Annotated in this window: 14 protein-coding genes and 4 tRNA genes; 4 read left to right on the top strand and 14 right to left on the bottom strand. The window is 64.8% G+C overall.

Annotation, left to right across the window (positions count from 1 at the left end; genetic code table 11):
* Positions 1-137 precede the first annotated feature (137 nt).
* Together ACUTR7_RS09380 and ACUTR7_RS09375 are read left to right on the top strand one after the other, a co-directional pair.
* On the top strand, positions 138-1,895 hold the full coding sequence (locus ACUTR7_RS09380; protein WP_065346269.1) for a M14 family metallopeptidase: 1,758 nt from the start codon (positions 138-140) through the stop codon (positions 1,893-1,895).
* A gap of 85 nt (positions 1,896-1,980) precedes the next feature.
* A tRNA-Arg gene (locus ACUTR7_RS09375) sits at positions 1,981-2,057 on the top strand.
* A gap of 428 nt (positions 2,058-2,485) precedes the next feature.
* On the opposite strand, the gene ACUTR7_RS09370 is transcribed toward ACUTR7_RS09375, so the two are convergent.
* Positions 2,486-3,388: a LysR family transcriptional regulator gene (locus tag ACUTR7_RS09370; RefSeq protein WP_445608674.1), complete on the bottom strand. Its 903-nt coding sequence runs from the start codon at positions 3,386-3,388 to the stop codon at positions 2,486-2,488.
* Between the two features lie 132 nt (positions 3,389-3,520).
* Here ACUTR7_RS09370 and ycaC point away from each other — a divergent pair, with 132 nt between their 5' ends.
* Positions 3,521-4,147, top strand: coding sequence for an isochorismate family cysteine hydrolase YcaC (gene ycaC / locus ACUTR7_RS09365; protein ID WP_269196901.1), 627 nt, complete (start codon positions 3,521-3,523; stop codon positions 4,145-4,147).
* 10 nt (positions 4,148-4,157) lie between these two features.
* On the top strand, positions 4,158-4,847 hold the full coding sequence (locus tag ACUTR7_RS09360; RefSeq protein WP_013803115.1) for a hydrolase: 690 nt from the start codon (positions 4,158-4,160) through the stop codon (positions 4,845-4,847).
* Positions 4,848-4,952: 105 nt separating this feature from the next.
* Here the strand turns inward: ACUTR7_RS09360 and ACUTR7_RS09355 are convergent, their stop codons facing one another.
* From ACUTR7_RS09355 to uvrC, 13 genes are all read right to left on the bottom strand, one after another.
* Positions 4,953-5,366, bottom strand: coding sequence for a type IV pilin protein (locus ACUTR7_RS09355; protein WP_174549377.1), 414 nt, complete (start codon positions 5,364-5,366; stop codon positions 4,953-4,955).
* Between the two features lie 80 nt (positions 5,367-5,446).
* Positions 5,447-9,907: a pilus assembly protein gene (locus tag ACUTR7_RS09350; protein WP_445608673.1), complete on the bottom strand. Its 4,461-nt coding sequence runs from the start codon at positions 9,905-9,907 to the stop codon at positions 5,447-5,449.
* Between the two features lie 46 nt (positions 9,908-9,953).
* Positions 9,954-10,547, bottom strand: coding sequence for a pilus assembly PilX family protein (locus tag ACUTR7_RS09345; protein WP_034392036.1), 594 nt, complete (start codon positions 10,545-10,547; stop codon positions 9,954-9,956).
* Complete coding sequence (locus ACUTR7_RS09340; protein ID WP_445608672.1) at positions 10,544-11,404, bottom strand: prepilin-type N-terminal cleavage/methylation domain-containing protein; 861 nt, start codon at positions 11,402-11,404, stop codon at positions 10,544-10,546. The genes ACUTR7_RS09345 and ACUTR7_RS09340 overlap by 4 nt, the downstream gene beginning before the upstream one ends.
* Positions 11,367-11,888 (bottom strand): type IV pilus modification protein PilV, encoded by a 522-nt coding sequence (pilV, locus tag ACUTR7_RS09335; RefSeq protein WP_260263140.1) that lies wholly within the window; start codon positions 11,886-11,888, stop codon positions 11,367-11,369. The genes ACUTR7_RS09340 and pilV overlap by 38 nt, the downstream gene beginning before the upstream one ends.
* Positions 11,889-11,911: 23 nt before the next feature.
* Positions 11,912-12,424, bottom strand: a complete 513-nt coding sequence (locus tag ACUTR7_RS09330; protein WP_013803121.1) for a GspH/FimT family pseudopilin — start codon at positions 12,422-12,424, stop codon at positions 11,912-11,914.
* A gap of 450 nt (positions 12,425-12,874) precedes the next feature.
* A tRNA-His gene (locus tag ACUTR7_RS09325) sits at positions 12,875-12,950 on the bottom strand.
* Positions 12,951-13,206: 256 nt separating this feature from the next.
* A tRNA-His gene (locus ACUTR7_RS09320) sits at positions 13,207-13,282 on the bottom strand.
* 74 nt (positions 13,283-13,356) lie between these two features.
* Positions 13,357-15,252: a SurA N-terminal domain-containing protein gene (locus tag ACUTR7_RS09315; protein WP_063326572.1), complete on the bottom strand. Its 1,896-nt coding sequence runs from the start codon at positions 15,250-15,252 to the stop codon at positions 13,357-13,359.
* 60 nt (positions 15,253-15,312) lie between these two features.
* Positions 15,313-15,388, bottom strand: a tRNA-Val gene (locus ACUTR7_RS09310).
* A gap of 14 nt (positions 15,389-15,402) precedes the next feature.
* Positions 15,403-15,675 carry an HU family DNA-binding protein gene (locus ACUTR7_RS09305; RefSeq protein ID WP_012204727.1) on the bottom strand — a complete coding sequence of 91 codons (273 nt, stop codon included), beginning with the start codon at positions 15,673-15,675 and terminating at the stop codon, positions 15,403-15,405.
* A 452-nt stretch (positions 15,676-16,127) separates the two neighbouring features.
* Entirely contained in the window at positions 16,128-16,697 is a 570-nt protein-coding gene (gene pgsA / locus ACUTR7_RS09300; protein ID WP_026062576.1) for a CDP-diacylglycerol--glycerol-3-phosphate 3-phosphatidyltransferase, read from the bottom strand.
* A gap of 77 nt (positions 16,698-16,774) precedes the next feature.
* Complete coding sequence (gene uvrC, locus ACUTR7_RS09295) at positions 16,775-18,727, bottom strand: excinuclease ABC subunit UvrC (protein ID WP_013803124.1); 1,953 nt, start codon at positions 18,725-18,727, stop codon at positions 16,775-16,777.
* Positions 18,728-18,759: the final 32 nt, after the last annotated feature.

Raw genomic sequence — 18,759 nt, 5'->3', positions numbered from 1 at the left:
TTGCGCATTCAGCCGACAGCGCGCCGCAAGCCTGCATGGCTATCATCCCGATAGCATTGCGGCCTGCGGCGATTGAAGGCCGCGCCCTTTTCCCGGATTTCCAAAGACTCCCCCGACTGGTTCCTCAAGGCCACGCCATGACACTGCAGACCCCACACGCCACCCCCTCCAGCCAGCGCCCCGATTCGGAGCTGCCACAGGACAGGTTGCGGTGGTCGGCCCTGGCGTGCGCAGCCCTGCTTTCCGCCTGCGCCAGCACCCCGCTGCCGCCATGGCCCACCACCTCCAAGCCCCAGGCGCCCGCCCCCACCCGGCCGGCTCCTGCCACCCCGGTGGTGCCCCAGGCGACCACGCAGCCCATCGCGCCGGCCAACAACCTGGTCCCCCTGCCCTACAACGCGGCCGTGGCTGCGCGCTTTCCCGATCCAGCCACCCGCTACGACACACCGGGCCTGGCGCCGCAGCGCAACCAGTTCACGACGGCCAGCGAACTGTCTTCCTGGCTGAACAGCCAGGCCAGCAAATCCCTGGGCCGCGACACGCGCCTGGGTATCGTGCAGCCCGGCAGCTCGCAGCGCGGCAGCCCCATCCAGGCCCTGGTGGCCACGCGCGCACCCGGCATTCAGCCGTCGGCGCTCTATGACAGCCGTCGCCCCACGGTCATGCTCGTGGCCGGCCAGCACGGCGACGAACCTGCGGGCACGGAGGCCTTGCTCATCATCGCCCGCGAGCTCGCTCCCGGCGGCCTGCTGGAGCCGCTGCTGCAGCAGATCAACGTGATCCTCGTACCGCGCGCCAACCCCGACGCCGTGGAAGCCGGCACGCGCAACGCAGCCGATGGCACCGACATCGCCCATGACCACCTGCTCCTGAACACGCCGGAGGCCAAGGCCCTGGCCACGCTGGCGCGCGACTACCGCCCCGTCGCCGTGGTGGACCTGCAGGAGTTCCCCGCCGCCAGCGTCTTCCTGCAGAAGTACCAGGCCATACAGCGCTACGACGCCCTGCTGCAGTACTCGGCCACGGCCAACCAGAATGAATTCGTGACCAAGGCTGCGCGCGAGTGGTACACGGCGCCGCTGCGCACCGCGCTGTCGCAGGCCGGGCTGAGCAGCGACTGGTACTACACCACCAGCCAGGACCTGCAGGACAAGTCCATCTCCATGGGCAGCCTTGCGCCCGATTCGCTGCGCAACGTCAGCGGGCTCAAGAACTCGGTGGGCTACCTGGTCAGCAGCCGTGGCTCGGACCTGGGCCGCGCCCACATCCAGCGGCGCGTGCACACCCTGGTCACCGCGTCCACACGCATGCTGCATTCCAGCGCCGAGCGCGCCAAGGACCTCACCCAGGTGCAGGCCTTCGTGGCGCGCGAGACCGCCTCCCTTGCCTGCCATCAGCAACTGGCCGTACTGGCCGAGCAGACCCCCGAGCAGCGCACCCTCACCATGATCCAGCCCGACACGGGCGCCGACCAGCAGGTGCGCGTGGACTGGAACGCTTCGCTGCAGCCGCGCACCACGCTGTCGCGCCCACGCTCCTGCGGCTACTGGCTGTCCGCCAGCGCCCAGCCCGCCGTGGACAGGCTGCGCCTGTTGGGCCTGCAGGTGCTCAAGGTGGCCGAGCCCGGCCAGCTGCTGGCCGACTCGTACAACGAAGCCCGCTCGGCCACGCCCGCCAGCGGCGCCTATGCGCTCACGCGCGGCGCCGTCGAAGCGCCCGTGGGCAGCTACTACCTGACGATGAACCAGCCCATGGCCAATCTTGCCGCTGCGGCACTGGAGCCGGACACGCCCTACAGCTACCTTGCACGCGGCCTGGTGCCCACGATGACCGACATGGCGCGCGTGATGGCACCTCCTTCGGTGGTTTTCGAGGAAGAAGACGACGCCGAATGACGGCAAGGGCGCCAGGGCACGCCGCCAAGCCCTGAGCGCCCGCCCATTGCGGGTATGATCCGCGCTGGCCCGTCAGCGGCCATACCTGCCCGTAGCTCAACCGGATAGAGCAATTGCCTTCTAAGCAATAGGTCGGGGGTTCGAGTCCCTCCGGGCAGGCCATCCTGGCATCCCAAGAAATCCCAATACGTCCAAAGAAGTCCAAGGGCCCGCACTGGTCTCGGGCTTCAGGTACCCCTAGCTTTCGATATCGTCCAACGGCGCCCCGGTGGCGCGATACACGCTTGACGTGATGCCATCCGGGGTGGGTTCGACGTGCCTGACTACATGCCTGACTAACGGCAAGCACCGGGACATTGCCGTGCTCTACGGGCAGGATCGATGGCGCACAAGAGCTGTCTCCTGGCGTCCGCTCGGCGCACATCTAACACGACGGCCGCGTGATCGCACGGTCCCGATTGATTGAAAATCTGGTCGCTCTGGAAAAGCAGCTTCCGGAGGTGGAAGGCATCAAGGTACCCGGCCGGATCATTCATCTGTCAGCGATGAAGATGGAGCTCCGGGTGGTAGCCAGTCGGCTTGCCGGCAGCTCAGTCTTCGTCCAGCGCCTCAAATCGCTCTGCCAGGAAATCCAGCAGCGCCCGCACGGCCGGCAGCAGCCCGCGCCGCGAGGCGAACACCGCATGGATGATCTCGCGCCGTGGCGCCCAGCCCGGGATGACGTGGACCAGTTCACCGCGCGTGATCTGCTCGCGCACCATCATCGAGGGCAGTTGCACCACGCCCACCCCCGCCAAGGCCGCCGCGCGCAGCGCCAGCATGCCGCGCGTGACCAGGCGCGGCCGGTGGCGGATGGCCGCCTGCGTGCCGTCCGGGCCGATCAGGTGCCACACATGCTCGTGCTGCGGCAGGCCCAGGTCCATGCTCGGCAGGCCTGCCAGGTCGGCGGGCACCTGGGGGATGCCGCCTGTCAACAGCTGCGGGCAGGCCACCAGGCATTGCCCGCGCTCGGCGAGCATGCGCATCACCAGGTCGCTGTCCTCCAGCGGCGGCGGGCGCACGCGGATGGCAACGTCGATTCCTTCGCCCACCACGTCCACGCGGCGGTTGGTTTCCTCGAGGTGGATCTCCACGCGCGGGTACGCGGCCATGAAGGCTGCCAGCATGTCGGCAATGCGCGCATCGAGCAGCGCCACCGGGCAGGTCATGCGCACGATGCCGCGCGGCTCGGCGTGGGTCAGCGCGATGGCCTCGTCGGCGGCGTCGGCCTCCACCAGCATCGCCTTGCAGTGGCCGTAGTAGGTCTGGCCGGTCTCGGTGACGGCAAATCGCCGCGTGGAGCGCTGGATCAGGCGCGTGCCGAGACGCTCCTCAAGCTGCGCGATGCGCCGGCTCAGCTTGGATTTGGGCATCCCCAGCGCGCGGCCCGCGGGCGCAAAGCCGCCGTGGTCCACCACCTGCACGTAGTAGTAGAGGTCGTTCAGGTCTTTCATTGCACACCGCCTTCATCGTTCCTCAGATAGGACTCTGATGGCAATTATTAACGACTACCGCGTTCATCGTTCGAATCCTATTCTCTATCCGTCAGCCAAGACCTTTGTCTGGGCGACCCAAGGAGATTCACCATGACCAAGCCCTACGTCCGCCTGGACAAGGACAACGCCGCCGTGCTGCTGGTAGACCACCAGACCGGCCTGCTATCCCTTGTACGCGACATCGACCCGGACAAGTTCAAGAACAACGTGCTGGCGCTGGCCGACATCGCCAGCTATTTCAAGCTGCCCACCATCCTGACGACCAGCTTCGAGAACGGCCCCAACGGACCGCTGGTGCCGGAGCTCAAGAGCCAGTTTCCCCAGGCGCCCTACATCGCCCGGCCCGGCAACATCAACGCCTGGGACAACGAGGATTTCGTCAAGGCCGTGAAGGCCACGGGCAAGAAGCAACTGATCATCGCCGGCGTGGTGACCGAGGTGTGCGTAGCCTTCCCCGCACTGTCGGCCATCGAGGAAGGCTTCGACGTCTTCGTGATCACTGACGCCTCCGGCACCTTCAACTCCATCACCCGCGATGCGGCGTGGAATCGCATGTCGCAGGCCGGCGTGCAACTGATGAGCTGGTTCGGCGCTGCCTGCGAACTGCACCGCGACTGGCGCAACGACGTGCAGGGGCTGGGCACTCTGTTTTCCAACCACATCCCCGACTACCGCAACCTGATCACGAGCCACACCACGCTCACCCAGGGCAATTGAGGAGAAGACCGTGAGCACACCCCAAACCATCGCCAACTTCAACGGCGCCCGCCCGGTCATCGATCCCGACAATGTGGCGATGCTGCTGATCGACCATCAAAGCGGCCTGTTCCAGACCATCAAGGACATGCCCTTCACCGAGGTGCGTGCCAATGCCACCACACTCGCCAAGGTAGCGACACTGGCGAAGATCCCGGTCATCACCACCGCATCGGTGCCGCAGGGTCCGAACGGCCCCTTGATCCCCGAGATCCACCAGTACGCCCCGCATGCCCGGTACGTTGCGCGCAAGGGCGAGATCAACGCCTGGGACAACCCGGAGTTCGTCGCTGCCGTCAAGGCCACTGGGCGCAGGCAGCTCATCATCGCGGGGACGATCACCAGCGTTTGCATGGCCTTCCCCAGCATCGCCGCAGTGCACGAGGGCTACCAGGTCTTCGCGGTGATCGACGCCTCGGGGACCTACTCGAAAATGGCGCAGGAGATCACGCTGGCGCGCATCGTGCAGGCTGGTGTCGTGCCGATGGACACGGCGGCGGTGTGCTCGGAGGTGCAAAAGACCTGGAACCGTGAGGACGCGTTGCAGTGGGCGCAGGCCTACAGCGCAGTCTTCCCGCCTTACCAGTTGCTGATCGAAAGCTACTCCAAGGCGCAGGAAGTGGCCAGGAACGGTGAGCAGCTGGATTCGCAACGCACCTGACTGCGGTAGCACGGCACGGGTACGAGACCGCTTGCCCAAGGTGTCGGCGGCCATGGTGGAATTTGTGGATGAGGCGCAGGACTGAGGCCCCGGCCCCGGTGGCGCTCAGCGCCAGCAGTCTCCCACCGTTCCCAAGGGCGAGATGCCCTTCACGCCCAGGGCGTTCAGGGTGTAGTCGCCGCAGCGCCTGTCCGATGCCTGGCGGCCGGTGCGCGTGGCCTTGAGCGTGTAGCCGCCGTCATTGGCGGTCGTGGCCATCGTCAGGGTGTAGTGGCCGTTCTCGGACTTGTCCCCCCAGGGCAGTCTGAGGTTGGCGACGGAGCTTGTGTAGCCGCCGTTCTGCGCCCGCCAGCGCTCCTGCCGGGCGGCGGCCTCGCCCAGCAGGCTTTGCGCCTCCACGCGCCGCGATCGCAGCACGTATTCCTGGTAGGAGGGGTAGGCGATCGCCGAAAGAATGGCGACCACCGCCACCGTGATCATCAGCTCGATCAGCGTGAATCCATGTAGCTTGCTGCGCACGCATTTCTCCTTGGGGGCCCGCAGGGCCAGCCAGACGGCCGGGGCCGGCAGGCCCCTGTGTGTAGTGGATGGCATGGCGGTCACGGGTTCGCGGGCTGGCGGCGCCAGCTCTGTCGCCCCCGGTCCACTCCGCTGTTGATATCGTCGCCCCCGCTCTTGACTGGGTCTCCGCTGGAGTCGAAGATCTTCGCGCCGCTGATGGTGGGCCTGCCCGGCCCCACCTCGCGGTCGTTGACCTGCTCGCCTGCCAGGTTGTCGGAGGCGTTGAAGATGCCGTCGCCGTTCACATCGAAGGCGACATAGTCGGTCTTGCCCCCGGTGTCGGGATCGATGGCGTAGATCGTGCTGGCCAGGCCCGCGGAGCAGGGGTCGCCCAGCGGTGGCCGGATAGAGGTGAACACCAGTCCCCGCCCGTACAGGCTCATGTCGTAGACCAGTCTTTCTCCATCGCGCGGCAGATCGACGTACCAGCCCCAGCTGTACACATTGGAGTCGGCGGTGCTGGTGGCGTCCTTGTACCAGGTGACCGGGTTGGCCGACAGGGCGAACTTGCCAGGAAAGCCGCTCACCTGGGTGAACTGCTGGGCCTGCAGATCCCCGCGCCCCTTGCCGGCGGTAGGCAGCGGCTGCGGCGCAGTCGTGGCGGGTGTGCCGTAGCGATCCCAGATACCGAACACCGATTGCCGGCGCGTGTCCAGCTTGTCGTCATCCGTCATGAAGCGGCCCGTGCCGAAGGCCACCACATCGCCCTTGCCGCTGGAGTGCCGCACCACGTAGGGTGCGGTGGTGATGGACAGCCGCTTGCCGCCGCTGCGTTCGGACTCGCGTGCCACAAAGAACAGCTGCGCATTCCATGAGCCGCTGGTACCACTGGCCAGGTCCACGCGCCATACATTGCCCGCAAGATCACCGGCATAGGCCACGTCCACCTTGCCATCGCCGTTGTTGTCCACCACGGCGGCGCGCGACAGGCCGTTTTTCGGCGCAGGCAGCGCGTTCAACTCCGCGGCCGTCATGCCTGCCGCGAAATCAAAGCGCCGGATGACCTCGCCACTGGAGACATCCAGCACAAACAGGCTGGACTCGCCGGAGGCGCTGTTCGACGCCTGGTAGCCATTGGACAGGAATACCACCCACCTGCCCTTGGACCGGCCGGCGTCGTTGAGCCGCGCAACGACAGGCGCGGGCATCGAGTAACCCATGCGTTCGTCCTGTTCAACCCCGAACTCCCACAGCAACCGGGGGGAGGTGGGGTCCGTGACGTCCATCGCGAAGACCTGCCGCCCGCCCGCGCCCAGGCTGCCGACCAGCACCCTGTGCCAGGCGTTGCCGAAGTAGACATCGGAGACCACGGGCGTCCCGTCCACGAAGTAGCGGTGGGGAGCGCCGCCCGCGCCATACCGGGACGTCAGGACATTGAGCGAATTCTTCACCCCCGATGGAATGAAGGCGAACTCCTCCTTGCCCGATGCCGCGTCGAAGGCGTGCAGCATGCCGTCGTTGGCGCCCACATACAGCATCTCCTTGGCAGCCTGTTTCGCGGCAAAGGCGGCATAGGTGGCGCTGCCCTCCAGCTTGTCCGCAGCGGAGGCGCGATACAGGCCGCCCTTGACCCGCACCAGCGAGGAATTGACGATATCGCCCAGCACATTGGGCTTTCCGCTGGCCAGGGGCTTGCGCACGCGCAAGTCATCGCGCACCTCGCCACGCAGGAACTCGATGCGCTTTTTTGCCTGGCCATCGGCGGAGTTCGTGGCCGGGTCCGTGTTGAGCACGGCCAGCCAGGACGCATCGGAACGCTGCCCGCTGAGACTGGAGTACGTGAAAGGGCTCAGCGACACGGCACTGCCGGTCCTGCTGGGATAGTAGATCTTGCGGTCATCGGCGGACCGCGCCGACAGGAGTTCCGCCGCGCTCCAGACCAGCGTTCTGTCGCTGGTGGTGAGCTTCTCGCGAATGACGTCGCCGCTCCAGTACTGGACCTCGAACGTGGTCCGGTACAGGTCGGCGCCTTCGCCCAGTGTCGCAGTGGGCATGTCCACGCTGACCGCCGTCACGGAACTGATGCTCTGCAGGATGTCGTTGAACGCCTTGGTCAATTGGTCCTTGAGCGTGCCGGCATTGGTCACCAGAAAATAGTTGTCCGGATCTCCCGTGATCTTGGAGGGGTCGCGGTCCGGCACACCGTACTTGGCGGCATACCACAGCGGCCCCTTCAGGAAGCTGCCCGCATCGGTCGCATTGCCGGGAGTGAAGCTGCGGGTGGCCGTGAGTCCCAGGTTCGTGCATTCCGTGCGCTGCTGGGCCGAGATGCTGCCCCGGCAGTAGCCCGGATCGCGATTGGGTGGCGTGTTGTAGGCGTAGTAGGCCGAGGCCGTGTCCTTGTCACGCACCTCCAGGTACATGCCGTCCTTGGTGGTGCCCGAGATCACATAGCCCATGTGCTGTCCCAGGCCGCCAGCGGCGTATTCGGACACCATGTCGATCTTCACCTTGCCATCGGCCTGCAGCGCGACCGTGTAGCGCGCGATGGCGTCCATGTCATGGTCGGCGCCCTGCTCCACGTCCTCGTAGTTGATGCGGAACTCCGCATAGGGCCGCCCGCCATTGACCGAGGCATCGATGTCCGCCTTGCCCGTGTTGGCAATGTTGACCACGTAGTAGTCAACGATCTGGTTGGTCGGCGTGAAGACCGCATTGTTCACGGTGCTGCCGCCGGCACTGCCGGAGACGGTCTTGGCAAACGGCGCAATGGTCACAAAGCGTTTGCCGCCGATCGGAAAGCGTATTTCCGGCAGCGGTGACGCAATGGCCACGGAGTAGGTCCTCAGCGCATTCTTGCCCTGGCTGTTGCCGAAGATGGCATTCCTGGCGCCGAAACGGGCCACACCGGCGGCATAGTAGGTGCCTTCCTTGCTGGGCTCCTCGGGAGACAGGCCGCGCGCCCAGGACAGGTCTGCAATGGTCTTGACCGAAGGAGCCTGGTCGGCATTGGCCGACGTTGACTGGCCGATGAAGAAGTTCTTCCCGTCTATGCGCTCGGCCGAGCCGATGGCCGCCACCTCGTCAGAGACATTGAAGCCATTGAGGGCGCTGGCACTGACGCTCGCGTAGCGGCTGCCGGGCAGCTTGCCGTCGTAGGAGGGATTGATGTCGCTGAGCACCGTCATGACGGGACGGGAGCAGTACTGGTAGCCGCCCCCGCCTTCGGCCTTGGCCCTGTAGGGCGTTTCCCAGGCGGGCTTGGACAGGCCCAGGGACGCATCCTTGGAGGAGCCGCCGGCGTAGTCATAGATGCCGAGGGCCTGGGACGCGCCGCCGAAATAGCGCATGGTCTCGAACATCATTTCGCTGATGGGATTGCCCCACATGGCGCACTTCGAAGGCTTGTCCAGCGAACTGATGGGGCCGGACGTGATCCAGCCGCATTCCACGTATTTGCCGCCGGTGTAGCCGATCAGGCGCTGGCGGTCTATGTTGGCGACCACGCCATTGACACCCGTCCTGAACTGGCCCGTCTGAGGGTCGACCTCCTCTGCGAAATTGCTGATATTGCGGCGCAGCACGCCGCCGGCGATGTTTTTCTCGTACGAGCCTGTGAGCAGGCCGAAGTACATCTTCCCGTTCTCTCCGAAGTCGTGCAGCAGCCCCGTGGGCTTGTAGATGGTCTTGCCGCCGTTGGGATAGGCCTTGCAGCTGGCCTCGAGCAACTGGACATTGCTGCTGGAGCAGGCCTCCACAAGCAGGTTGTAGTCGGTGATCCTGCTGGTGCCTCGCGCGCACGAATTGCCGCCTGCACAGTTGCTCTGCCCTGCAAAGCCCTCCTGGGACACCCAATCCCAGATCTGGAACGAGGAGTCATTGAGCACGCGCAACTGGGTGATGACGCCAGCGGCCTCCCCCAGCGTGGTGACGGCAAACAGATGGCGCGTACCGGACGCCGGCTGGCGCAGCGGCGCATAGTCCGAAATGCTGTAGACCTCGAGATCCCGCGCAGGGTCATAGGCCTTGCCCCAGCTGTGCGCATCCCTGGGAATGTAGGCGGTCTGCAAAACGGTGCGCGAAGCCGTGTCCTCCGCACGCATGCCGCCATAAAGCACGCGGCGTATGGCATCCATGCGCGATGTGCCCAGATAGTTCAGGAAGTCGCCACTCCAGTTGTTCGAGCACTTTTTCCTGTTGCTTCCGGTCGCTGCCTGCGAGGGCACGAAAACACCCTTGGAATAGCTGTAGCAGACGTTGTTGTTGAAGTAGCCGTAGTAGTCGATCTGGTCCGGCTTGTACCCGACATCGATCACACCGTCGCCGTTGAGGTCGGAGGCATCGTTGTAGGCCTCGTAGTACAGCTTGTGGTCACGCCCCATCACCAGCATGTTCAAGGGCGCCAACGCCTGGTTCACGAACAGCGGCATCTGGGACAGCACGGTGTCCGCGCGCCCCTGGGCATGCGCCGGCGTACTGGCCAGTGCCAGTGCGCACGTCCACAGCGCCAGGGCCGGCCACGCGCGTGCCCGGCCCTGGCGCGCCCTCGGGCCATGCATGGTTTTCCAACTTGCAATGCGAGCCATTGAAGCTCCCTCCCCCTGCTTACTTTATGAACATGTTGACGCTGGACCGCAGGCACAGCGCATCCGCTCCGCAGGCCTGGGCCTGCGACTTTTCCGTGGCCTGGGCATTGACCTCATAGAAGTCCGTGCAGCCGGTGGCGGGTGCATCCAGCGCGGACGTCGCACTACCCGACTTGGGACAGGCGGTCGTGATGTATCGGGGATACCAGTACCCATCGGGCTTCTGAAAACCGGCCGCCTTGGCCTTGGTCGTCCGGAAATCCGTGCCGAGCCCGATGGAGTCCGTACGCACATCGGACACCGAGCAGGGAATGCCGCTGCCCTCGGCCACCGGAGTGCCGGCGCCATTGCAGGGCTTGAGTGCGACGGCATGCTCCAGCAGCTTGCGCTCGCCTTCTCGCAGCGTGCCATCCGCGGTTTCATACAGCCGCTGGCTATCCACCATGTTGGCGGCGATGCGCGCCTCCAGCGTGGCCACGCGCATGCCGACCACCGCCAGCAACAACACCAGCAGCAGCATGATCATGGACACCAGCAAGGCATTGCCGCGCTGGCGCCCGTGCAGGACACAGGACATGCAGCGGCGGCTCCGGGCTCCGATCAGCGCGGTCATGGCATCAGATTCCTCAGGGTGAGCGTGCCGGTGGCCAGTTGCAGCAGGGGGCCGGCATTCGCATCGCATCGGGCCGCGGCGCCGCCCAGTTGCGCCCAACGCTCGCAGACGGTGGAGGCCATGCCCTGCGTCACCTTGCCGGAGCTTTCCAGCAAGAGGGCAAGGCGCAGGGAACGGATGGCTTCCTGCTGCCCGGGCAACGTGGCCGCGAAGGCATCGACCCTGCGTATCGCGCCGGGCGCTGTCTGCCGATCGATGCCGAACTCGAAATGCACCGCCCGCACGCCATCGGCGAGCGGCACAACCTCCTGCGCTGCCCGGCACACCAGCACACCACTTTCAACGGTGTATTTCTCCGCGAACATGCCGGTCGCAGGCGCCGGAGCGTCATAGGGGCCGGCGGCTCCCAGGTTCGCGGGCGTGCCCGCACAATCGGTTTCCGCAGCGTCCCGGGGCTGGAAGCGAAGGCAGATGCTCTGCGCGTCAGCCGCGTAGAGCGCCTGTCCCTGGGCGAACTGGCAGCCGTTGGGATGGGGCGAGGAATCGGCAGGAAATGCGTCGAACATCGCCTGCGAAGGGTCCCTCCTGTAGCCTGCCTTAGAAAACTCGGAGTCCAGCACGGCCAGTGCCAGCCGGCTGTTGCCGAGGTTCTCGCTCTGCCCCACGCGAAAACCGAAGCTCGACAGCCCCTGCATGTAGATGGTGGTGGCAATCAGCACGAGGAACAGGCCGATGGCCAGCGCCACCATAATCTCCACCAGGGACAGGCCCGCCTGTGACGGCATGCGCATGCGGCACGCCCGTGCGCCCGGCCCGCGCTCAAAGCCGCGACCGCAGCGTGAATGTGCAAAATTCATTGTCGCTTCCATCCAGACATTGGCCTTTCTTGACCGGCCAGGCCACCGTCACGGACACCAGGCCATCGGCATCGGCGCTCACGGCGAAGGAGCTGTCGATGCGGTCCGCGGTGAGATCGGGCACCAGCTTGCGGGCCCGGTCGCCCCAGCAGGCCAGGCGCTGCTCCCGCGGCTGCGGCAAAGGCTGGCAGGCCGCAGGGGCTGCGGGCATCGCGGCCCCCTGTAGCTTCTGATAGCCGGCCAGTTCCTCCACGGGCGAGCCCTTCGCGTCAAGGACCGTGGCCGTATCCCCCCGCAGGGTCTCCAGCAGTTCGGAAGCCAGCATGGATGCCATCTGGCGCCGCTCGGTATCCACGGTGTATTCAATGGCACGCACATGGATGCGCACGGCGCCCAGCAGCCCCACGGCCACCAGCAGCACGGCGACGAGTACCTCGATAAGGCCTGCGCCGCGTTGCCTGCGAGAAGAAAAAGGAATGGACATGTTGCAGACCCGTTGCACGCGCATCAGCAACTGCCGCCGGCAGGCAGCCGCTGCTGGCGCACAAGCCCGGCGCGAGTCACTCTCAAGCAGTGCATGCGCGTGGCATGGCGAGCCGTGACGGTCAGCGTGTACAGCGTGCTGGCGCCGGAGAACTGCTTGGCGGTCCCCGTGGTTTCGAACAGGACGCCCTGGGAAGAATCACCGGAGGGCGACACGGTCACGGCATCAGGCACCCGGGCCTCGCGCACCAGTTGCCCCCCCGATTTGGCGGACCATGTCTGCCCCGTGCCCACGAAGCTGCTTTCCACCCGTTTGTAGACCGCTTCGGAGCGAGCCAGCTGCAGCAACGACTGCAACTCGAGGGCAGCCGAGCTGACGCGCTGGTTGGCTATTTGGACGATGAAGGAAGGAGCGGCCAGAGCGGCCAGAATCGCGACCAGCGCCACCACAACCATCATCTCGATGAGGGTGAAGCCACGGGGCCGTTGCCACCTGCCACCTGGACAGCCGTTGCGTGTGTAACCGGGATTTTTCATGCAAGCGTGCTTCTCGTTGGCGGGAGACCATGCGACAGGCCTGCAAGCCCTGCGCCATTGCTCTTGATTGATGTTTGCAATCGTAATTCAACAGCAATGCAAAACACCTATTGACACAGGTCATGGGACAAATATAGGACTTGTCTTATAGAAACCTGCGCAGAGCGCAACACCCCATCCAGCAAGCCCGGCCCGCCGTCCGCGCACGCAAGCTCGGCGGAACGGCCGGCGCAACGGGCATGGCCACGGTGGCGATACGGCAGATCGCGAAGTCAGGCAGGCAGGCCTCGCATCAAACGCCTGAAAATCCACGGCAGCATGAGCGGCCGCAATCCAGCCGCAGCGCGATTGGCCATGCGAATATCCCGCCTGCTTCCAGCCCGAGAAAGAAAAAGTTTTCGCCCAAAGCAAAAATCCCCAGTGCATTTCTGCACTGGGGATTTTCTTGTTTGGGGTGGCTGATGGGGCTCGAACCCACGACAACAGGAATCACAATCCTGGACTCTACCAACTGAGCTACAGCCACCGTTGAAGCATTCGATTATATGCCAAAAACCAGCAGGCAAATGCTTTGGAACAGGCGTTGCGTGACGGATCGGGAGCAGCAGGAACAAAGGCGCATCGGGGGACGCGGGCAACGGGCAGGATGCCGCCATCCTCCATGCAGCCGCAGCCGGCAGGGACCTTGCCCGGCGTACCTGGAGCTTTCGGGGACAACCAGCCCCCCCTGCCGCCCAAAGCAAAAATCCCCAGAGCATTTCTGCTCTGGGGATCTTTTTATTTGGGGTGGCTGATGGGGCTCGAACCCACGACAACAGGAATCACAATCCTGGACTCTACCAACTGAGCTACAGCCACCGTAGAAGAACGCTATTCTATTCCAAAAAACTGCTTGATTTCTGAAATTTCTGTTTTGCTAGAAATTTCTCTCATCAGGGGCGCGGGACCTTGATCTGCACCTTGAGCTGTTTCTTGAGAAGCTCGTAGTATGCCATAGCTTCTGCGACCGCAGAGCTTCGCAGGAAGTCCTGCTTCTGCGCGGCAGCAGCCTGTGCATCATCGGCCGGGCGCTCGACGATGCGGTTGATCTTGACCACGGCATAGCCTTGGGCACCCATGTCAACGCCCGTCCAGGCAGGCAGCTGAGCGGTCGGTGCGCGCAGGGCGGCATCCACCACTTCGCGCGACAGGCCTTCGGGCTGGTCACGGCTGATCACCTTGGCGGCAGGCAGTTGCGCCGCATCAGGCTTGGCCTTCCATGCTGCAAGCTTGGCCTCGCCATCGGCCTTGGCCAGTTCGGCGGACTTTTGCGCCACGTACAGGGTGCGCAGCTTGTCGGCTACCTCGGCCATGGGCAGCGTGCGGGCAGGCGTGTACTCCACCACGCGGCCGGCCACCAGTTGGCTGGAACCCAGCTCCACTGCGTCGGTGTTGCGCTTGTTGTTCAGCGAGTCGCTGGAGAACAGCGCCTCCAGGAAGCGGGGGTTGGCCAGGGGACCCTTGACGTTGGGGCCGGGCTGGCGCGTCACATGGTCTGCCTTTTGCACGGTGAGCTTGAACTTCTCGGCCACGGGCTGCAGGCTGTCCGACTGCTCGTAGACCGCGTTGGAGAAGCCTTCCGCCAGTTCGGCGAACTTGCGCTGGGCCTGCTGCTGCTTGAGTTCGGCTTCCAGCTTGGGACGCATCTGCTCGAAGCTCGGCGCCTTGGGCTTCTTGATGTCCACCAGCGAGATGATGTGGTAGCCGAAGTCGCTGTGCACCACGTCGCTGATGTCGCCCACCTTCATGCCGAAGGCTGCGTCCTCGAAGGGCTTGACCATGGCACCGCGGCCGAAGTAGCCCAGATCGCCACCCGATGCAGCGGAGCCACCGTCCTGCGAATTGGCCTTGGCCAGTTCGGCGAAGCGCTTGGGGTCCTTGCGCAGCTCGGCCAGCAGTTCCTCGGCCTTGGCCTTGGCTTTTTCCTGCTCGGCAGCAGGCGCATCCTTGCTTGCATTGATCAGGATGTGGCTGGCACGGCGCTCTTCGGGGCCGGCCAGGCGCTCGGCGTTCTGGTTGTAGTAGGAACGCACATCGTCTTCGCTCAGCGTAATGCCGGCCTCGATGCTGGGAACGTCCAGCAGCAGGTATTCCACCTTGGCCTGCTCCGATTGCTGGAACTGGCTGGTGTGGGCATCGTAGTAGGCCTTGAGGTCAGCCTCGGTGGGCTGGACCTTGCTGGCGTAGGCGCTGGCTTCAAAGCGGGCCACCTGCACTTCGCGGCGCTGGTACAGCGCATCGATGGCCTGCTTGACCTGGGTGTCGGTCGCAAAGGCCGTACCCGTCACGCCACCCATCACCTGGTTCATGGACAGCTCGCGGCGCAGGTTGGCCTCGAAGCCTTCGGGCGTCAGGCCCTGCGATCCGACCAGGGCGCGATAGGCCTCGGCATCCATCGAGCCGTCAGGCTTCTTGAGCGCGGCAATCGCGGGAATCTCCTGCAGCGTGCGCACCAGCTGGGCATCGGACGCTGCCAGGTGCATCTTCTGCACGGCAGCGGCCAGCACCTGGTCACGCACCATCTTCTCCAGCGTGGCGTAGCGCGCCTGCGGCGAGTCCAGCAGCTTGGGGTCGATGTTGGGGTTCTCGGCGCGCAGGCGATCACTCTCCATGCGGTGCGCGTTCTCCCAGTCGGCCTGCTTGATCTCATGACCATCGACACGTGCGACGATGACGCTGGACTCTGTGAAGTAGTTCTGGTTCACACCCACGAAGATGAACGAGGGAATGATCAGCAAGAACAACAAGATCATCACGAACTTGGAATGCTTGCGGATGGATTCGAACATGGTCTGTCGTCTTTCAATGGCAGAAATAGAAAAGGCGAACTTTCGTTCGCCTTTTGTTCTTGGTGGGTGCTGACGGGGTCGAACCGCCGACCTACGCCTTGTAAGGGCGCCGCTCTACCAACTGAGCTAAGCACCCCACCTTGACTGGTGTCAGTTCAGGGCATCTTTCAATGCCTTGCCCGGACGGAACTTTGGAACCTTGGCGGCCTTGATCTTGATGGTTTCGCCGGTGCGGGGGTTGCGGCCCGTACGAGCAGCGCGCTTACCAACGGCGAATGTGCCAAAACCAACGAGCGACACTGTACCACCCTTTTTGAGGGTTTTCTTCACAGCCTCAATCGTGGAATCCAGTGCACGAGCAGCCGCGGCCTTGGAGATGTCGGCGTTGTTAGCGATGTGCTCAATCAGTTCGGTTTTATTCACAAGATGCCTCTGGAGAAATAAGTGAATGGGATGTCTCTGCGGCCACCAACTTGGCTCGGCCAGAAACCCGGCGCGACGGATACGGAATCTGGCTTGCCGTTCGACGCCTGCCTCGGGGCAGACATCGGTGAATTAAAGCCATCGACCTTCCAGGTGTCAATGCACGCTGCGCATCGCAGCGACAGGGGACGATTCTATGCGGTTTTGGCGCCAGCTTTGGCTTTGCGGCCGGTTTTTTGCGCCCGGCGCAGGCTAGCGGCTTCACGAATTGACAAGGGTTGACAATGGACTTGTCCGCTGCAGGCCTTGCCAGTGCTGCAATGCGCCTCACCGCTTCGCATCCACGACGCCGCAGCGGCTGCCCTGCCTGATTCAAATGCTTCCAAAAAAATAGCAACGCCAGACAGTTTGACGTGTCTGGCGCAGGATCCCGGGAACGGCCGGAAAGGCCCTCAGTGCGTGACCCGCGCGCGGATCTCGGGCAGGGCTTTTTGCAGGTAGTACACCATCGACCAGACGGTGAGCACCGCCGCCACCCAGATCAGCACCTGGCCCCAGACGCCGGTGTCGATCATGCCGAACACGCGGCCGTCATACAGCAGGAAGGGGATGGCCACCATCTGCGCCGTGGTCTTGAGCTTGCCCAGCATGTGGACGGCCACGCTCTTGCCCGCGCCCAGGTGCGCCATCCACTCGCGCAGGGCCGAGATGGCGATCTCGCGGCCGATGATGATCAGGGCCACGAACACATCGGTGCGCTGCAGGTGCACCAGCACCAGCAGCGACGCGCAGACCAGGAACTTGTCGGCCACCGGATCGAGGAAGGCGCCGAAGGCCGATGTCTGGTTGAGCTTGCGCGCCAGGTAGCCGTCCAGCCAGTCAGTGGCCGCGAAGACGATGAACATGACCGTGGCGACCAGGTTGCGGGTCGCCACATCGAACGGCGCGTAGAACACCCCGACGATCAGCGGAATCGCGACGATCCGCGTACAGGTCATCAAGGTGGGGATTGTGAGAAACATGGCCGCCATTGTGTCACGTACCTTGGTGTTTGAGGTTCTGTTTCAAGGCCCGCGATGCAGCCTGCGGGACGGTCATTTCAATGCAATGCACGGTAGATATCTTCAGCCAGCGCGGCCGAGATGCCGTCCACGCTGCACAGGTCCTCGACGGTGGCTTCGGACACGCCGCGCACGCCGCCAAAGCGCTGCAGCAGGCGCGCGCGCTTCTTGGGGCCGACGCCCGGAATCTCCTCGAGCTTGCCGCCGCCCACGCGCACCTTGGCACGCGCCGCGCGCATGCCGGTGATGGCGAAGCGGTGGGCCTCGTCGCGGATCTGGGCCACCAGCATCAGCGCGGCCGAGTCGTAGCCCAGGTAGATCTTCTCGCGCCCGTCGGCAAAGACCAGCTCTTCCAGGCCGACCTTGCGCCCCTCGCCCTTTTCCACGCCCACGATGCGCGAGACATCGAGGCCCAGCTGCTCGAAGACTTCGCGCGCCATGCTGACCTGGCCCTTGCCGCCGTCGACCAGCACCAGGTCCGGCAGTTGCGGCTGCTTGCCCGTGAGCTCGGCACCGCCCGCCTCTCTTTGCGCTTCGGCCACGCGGCTGTAGCGGCGCGTCAGCACCTGGCGCATGGCGGCATAGTCGTCGCCGCCCGTGATGCCTTCGATGTTGAAACGCCGGTATTCGCTGCTTTGCATCTTGTGGTGATGGAAGACCACGCAGGAGGCCTGCGTGGCCTCGCCCGCCGTGTGCGAGATGTCGAAGCATTCGATGGTGAGCTCGTCCAGGTTCTCGCAGGCCAGGTCCAGCGCCTCGACCAGGGCGCGCGTGCGCGCCTGCTGCGAGCCTTCTTCGGCCAGCAGGCGGGCCATCTGGATGTCGGCGTTCTTTTGCGCCATCTCCAGCCAGATACGCCGCTGCTCGCGCGGCTGCTGCACGGCGGTGATGCGCACGCCGCCTTGCTCGCTCAACAGGGCCAGCAGCTTCTTGTCCACCGGATGGCTGACGATGAGCACGGGCGGCACGGCCACGCCGGTGTAGTGCTGGGCGATGAAGGCCTCCAGCACGATGTCCTCGACCGGGCGCGCGGATTCGGCAAGATTGGCCTCTTCCTCGCCGGCGTAGACCGAGGCGGCATCGCCCAGGTTGGCGGGAAAGTACGGCCGGTCGCCCAGGTGGCGGCCGCCGCGCACCATGGCCAGATTCACGCAGGCGCGGCCGCCCTGCACCTTCACGGCGAGGATGTCCACGTCGCGGTCGTCGGCGGTTTCTATGACCTGCTGGTGCAGCACGCGCGACAGCGCCGTCATCTGGTTGCGTACCTCGGCGGCCTGCTCGTACTCCATGCGCCCGGCGTGCTCCATCATGCGGGCCTCCAGCTGGCGCAGCAGTTCCTGGGTTTCGCCGCGCAGCATGGCCTCGGCATTGCGCACGTCCAGCGCATAGGCTTCGGGCGAGATCAGATCCACGCAAGGGCCGCTGCAGCGCTTGATCTGGTAGAGCAGGCAGGGGCGCGAGCGGTTGGCAAAGACCGTGTCCTCGCAGGTGCGCAGCCGGAAGACCTTTTGCAGCAGCTGGATGCTTTCCTTGACAGCCCAGGCGTTGGGATAGGGACCGAAGTAGCGGTGGCGCTTGTCCACGGCGCCACGGTAGTAGGCCATGCGCGCGAAGCGCTGGTGGGCAGGCTCGCCAGCCTGGCCGTCGCGCGCGGCCACGCCGGTGATCTTCAGGTAGGGATAGCTCTTGTCGTCCCGAAACAGGATGTTGTACTTGGGGTGCTGCGTCTTGATGAGGTTGTTTTCGAGCAGCAGGGCCTCGGCCTCGGAGCGCACCACCGTGGTCTCCATGCGGGCGATCTTGCCCACCATGTGGCCTATGCGCGTGCCGCCATGGTTCTTGGTGAAGTAGCTGGAGACGCGGCGCTTGAGATTGATGGCCTTGCCCACGTACAGCAGGCCGCCTGCCGCGTCGAAATAGCGGTAGACGCCGGGCAGGCCCGGCAGCGCTGCCACCTGGGCCAGCAGTTCATCGGAATGGGATTCGGACATGCGCCTATTGTGGCCGCTGCCCGGGCCCGCCG

It is taken from the genome of Delftia sp. NA_296.1 (genome assembly GCF_052692095.1).
Note: the sequence above shows the minus strand (reverse complement) of the source record. Positions and strands in the feature narration are given on the sequence as shown.